The 3,694-nt window shown below is 77.0% G+C and carries 4 protein-coding genes; 3 read left to right on the forward strand and 1 reads right to left on the reverse strand.

Annotated features, from left to right (window positions below; all coding sequences use genetic code 11):
* The 3 genes from ACW0Q9_RS29725 to ACW0Q9_RS29735 all read left to right on the forward strand — a co-directional run.
* Window positions 1-708: class I SAM-dependent methyltransferase (locus ACW0Q9_RS29725; RefSeq protein WP_456186965.1), on the forward strand; the 708-nt coding region annotated here is incomplete at its 5' end.
* Window positions 709-796: 88 nt separating this feature from the next.
* On the forward strand, window positions 797-1,198 hold the full coding sequence (locus ACW0Q9_RS29730) for a YciI family protein (protein WP_456186967.1): 402 nt from the start codon (window positions 797-799) through the stop codon (window positions 1,196-1,198).
* Between the two features lie 3 nt (window positions 1,199-1,201).
* The gene (locus ACW0Q9_RS29735; RefSeq protein WP_456186969.1) at window positions 1,202-2,449 is read left to right on the forward strand and encodes an RNA polymerase sigma factor; all 1,248 of its coding nucleotides are present in this window, start codon (window positions 1,202-1,204) and stop codon (window positions 2,447-2,449) included.
* On the opposite strand, the gene ACW0Q9_RS29740 is transcribed toward ACW0Q9_RS29735, so the two are convergent.
* A complete protein-coding gene (locus ACW0Q9_RS29740; RefSeq protein WP_456186971.1) occupies window positions 2,436-3,419 on the reverse strand; it encodes a hypothetical protein in 984 nt (327 codons plus the stop codon). The genes ACW0Q9_RS29735 and ACW0Q9_RS29740 overlap by 14 nt on opposite strands.
* Between the last annotated feature and the right edge of the window lie 275 nt (window positions 3,420-3,694).

Consider the following 3,694-nt stretch of genomic DNA (forward strand, 5'->3'; position numbering starts at 1 on the left):
CTGGACGCGGCGGGCGTGCGGGCCGGGCGGCGGGTGATCGACGTGGGCACCGGGCCGGGCACCGTCGCGGCCGCGGCCCTCGCCCGCGGCGCCGAGGTGGTGGCGGTCGACGCGGAGCCGAGCATGCTCGACGCGGCCCGGCGCACCGCGCCCGGCGCGGAGGTCCGGGCGGCGGCGCTGCCGCTCCTGCCGTTCCCGGCCGGCGACTTCGACGCGGCGGTGGCGAACTTCGTGCTCAACCACGTCGGCGACCCGGCCGCCGGCGTGGCCGAGCTGCGCCGGGTGGTCCGCCCCGGCGGCCGGGTGGCGGTGACCGTCTGGCCGTCTCCGCACCCGCCGCTGCAACGGCTCTGGGGCGCGGCCGTCGCCGCCGCCGGCGTCGCGATGCCGGCCGACCTGCCCCGGCTGGCGACCGAGCGGGACTTCCCCCGCACCGAGTCCGGCCTGGCCGGGCTGCTCGCCGCGGCCGGGCTGGCCGAGGTCCGGTGCGTGACCCTGGCCTGGGCGCACCGCACCGACCCCGAGGACTGGTGGGCCGGCCCCGCGGCCGGCATCAGCGCCATCGGCTTCGTGCTGGAACGGCAGCCGGTGGCCGGGCGCGAGCGCATCCGCGAGGAGTACGACCGACTCACCGCCACCTACCGCCGCGCCGACGGGAGCCTGGCGCTGCCCACCGCCGCGCTGGTCGGCTCCGCCCGGGTCGGCTGATCCGCCCTAGGCTGGTGTCCGGGGCGGCTCGGCGGCTCCGACGTCCCGGGTGAGCGGCGCCGCGGGGCGCCGGCCGAGAGGAGACACCGTGAAGTACCTGATCATGCTCTACGGCAGCCAGCGGGACTACGACGCGATGGCCGGACGGCCCGGCGACCAGCCACCGATGAGCCCGGAGCAGCTCGCCGCGATGCACGCCCACATGGAGACGGTCCACAAGGAGCTGGCCGAGACCGGGGAACTGGTCGACGCGCAGGGGCTCTCCGCGCCGGTGCACGCCCGCCGGGTCCGGCTGCGCGGCGGCGCGCCCGTGGTCACCGACGGCCCGTACGCCGAGACGCAGGAGGTGCTGGCCGGCTACACGATGGTCGAGTGCGCCAGCTTCGACCGGGCCACCGAGATCGCCGCCCGGTTCGTCAACCCGGACGCCGAGGGCGAGTACGTCGACGTGCGGCCGGTCGTGGACGGCATCGAGGAACTCCAGGGCTGACCGGTGCCCGCCGACGGCGTCGCGGACCTGCTGCGCACCCTGGCGCCGCAGGTCCTCGGCGCGCTCGTCCGCCGGTACGGGCACTTCGACACGGCCGAGGACGCCACCCAGGAGGCGCTGCTCGCCGCCGCCACCCGCTGGCCCGGCGACGGCCTGCCGGACGATCCGAAGGCGTGGCTGATCACCGTGGCGTCCCGCCGGCTGACCGACCTGCTCCGCGCCGAGCAGGCCCGGCGCCGCCGGGAGGACGGTGTGGCCCGCGAGGTGCCGGCGGACCGGTGGCTGGCACCGCCCGCGGACACCGCGCCGGACGACGCCGACGACAGCCTCATCCTGCTGTTCCTCTGCTGCCACCCGTCGCTGCCGCCGGCCGGGCAGATCGCGCTGACCCTGCGCGCGGTCGGCGGGTTGAGCACCGCCGAGGTGGCCCGGGCGTTCCTGGTGCCGGAGGCGACCATGACCCGGCGGATCACCCGGGCCAAGCAACGCATCCGGGACAGCGGGCTGCCGTTCGCCCCGCCGGCCGGGCCGGAGCGGGCCGCCCGGCTCGACGCCGTGCTGCACGTGCTCTACCTGATCTTCAACGAGGGGTACGCGAGCACCGCCGGGGAGCACCTGCACCGGCCCGACCTGTGCGCCGAGGCGACCCGGCTGGCCCGGTTGCTGCACCGGCTCACCGACGACGCGGAGGTCGCCGGGCTGCTGGCGTTGATGCTGCTCACCGACGCACGCACCCCGGCGCGGACCGGCCCGGACGGGACGCTGGTGCCGATGGCCGAGCAGGACCGGCGATGCTGGCGGGCCGACCAGATCGCCGAGGGGACGTCGCTGGTCGCCGCGGCGCTGCCCCGGGGCACGGTCGGGCCTTACCAGCTCCAGGCGGCGATCGCCGCGCTGCACGACGAGGCGCCCGACGTCGAGGCCACGGACTGGCCGCAGATCGTCGCGCTCTACGAGATGCTGCTGACCCTGCACGACAACCCGGTGGTCCGGCTGAACCACGCCGTGGCGGTGGCCATGGCGCGCGGGCCGCGGGCCGGCCTGGCGCTGCTGGACGCGCTGGCCACCGACCGGCGGGTCGCCGAGGACCACCGCCGGTACGCGGCCCGGGCGCACCTGCTGGAGCTCGCCGGGGAGCCGGACGCGGCGCGCGAGGCGTACCTGGCGGCGGCCCGCCGGTCGATGAACGTGGCCCAGCAGCGCTACCTGCACGGCCGGGCGGCCCGGCTGGGCCCGCTCACTGCTGGTTGAGCACCACCGGGGTGCCCGGGCAGGTCAGGCAGGCGAAGATGCGCAACGAACCATGGCGGCCCACCACCACGCCGGTCCGCTCAGGCGTGGAGTCGATCGTGAGCACCAGCCGCGTCGGGCCGGCGCAGGACGGACACCGGACGGGCTCCGGGTCCGTCAGCGTCCAGAACGGGTGGCCGCCAACCTTCCAGCCGAAGGCCAACGGCCACCGGTCGTAGAACTCCGCGACCGCGTCGTCCTCGTGGTCGCACCCGTCGCCGCCCGCCCCGCCGGGCAGCGCGTCGCGGAGCGTCGCCGGCAGCTCCGCCGGGTCCGGGTAGTCGACCACCTGTTCCGGGTGCAGCCGGCAGGGCCGGGGCAGGTAGTGGTCACTGCCCACCTCGCCCCGGGGCGGGTCGGCGAGCGGGCCGGTCAGCTCGGCCTCGCGGCGCCAGCGCAGGTGGACGGTCGGCCCCCAGGTCGTCGGCTGCTGGTGCTCGAACGGGCACCAGAGCACCTGGAGCAGATCGGTGCCGTCGGGCCGGGGCAGGTCCGGCAGGTCGGCCGCGCGTAGCTGCGCCAGCGCCACCATCGGGTTGGGCGTCGGGTGCGGGCGGGCCACGTAGCGGTGGCCGACGTACGGGCCACCGTTGATCGAGCCGAAGCCGGTGTAGCCGGGCCCGACGAGGCGGGCGATCTCCTCGAGCAACTCCAGCTCCCCCTCGGCCATGACGTGCGCCTGGGTCCGGTGCGCCTCCCGCTGCCGCAGCGCGGCGATCAGCTCCGCCGGGAGGGGCACCTCCTCGGCGACCATGTGCGGGGTGTCGCAGGTCGGCCAGGGCTCGGCGGCCGGCCAGCGCAGCGGCCCGCCGACGTGGCTGTCGGCAGCGGTGACCTCACCCGGCCGGGGGTCCAGCCGGACGGCCGGCCGCCCGAGCGGCGCCAACGCGGGAAAACGGGTCAGCAGCTCAGCCGGCGCAGGGGTGATCATGGCGGGAGCCTAGGCGACCGGTACGACGACGAGCGTGCCCTGCGCAGGCCGGTGTCCGTTCACGTGCCGGCGTCCCGCCACGCGCTGCGCGGATGGCGCAGTCACCGGCCCAGGGGGCGCACGGATCCGGGCGCCCCGTGCGGGGCGCCTGCGGTGTGGAGCGGCCTCAGTCCAGGCCGCGCATGATGTGCGGTTCGCCGTCGTCGTCGCCGAAGCAGCGGTGCAGGGTCTGCGCCCGGGCCCACAGGTCCAGGCTGCTCGGCGGCCCGACGGGC

This window comes from Micromonospora sp. I033, assembly GCF_053890995.1.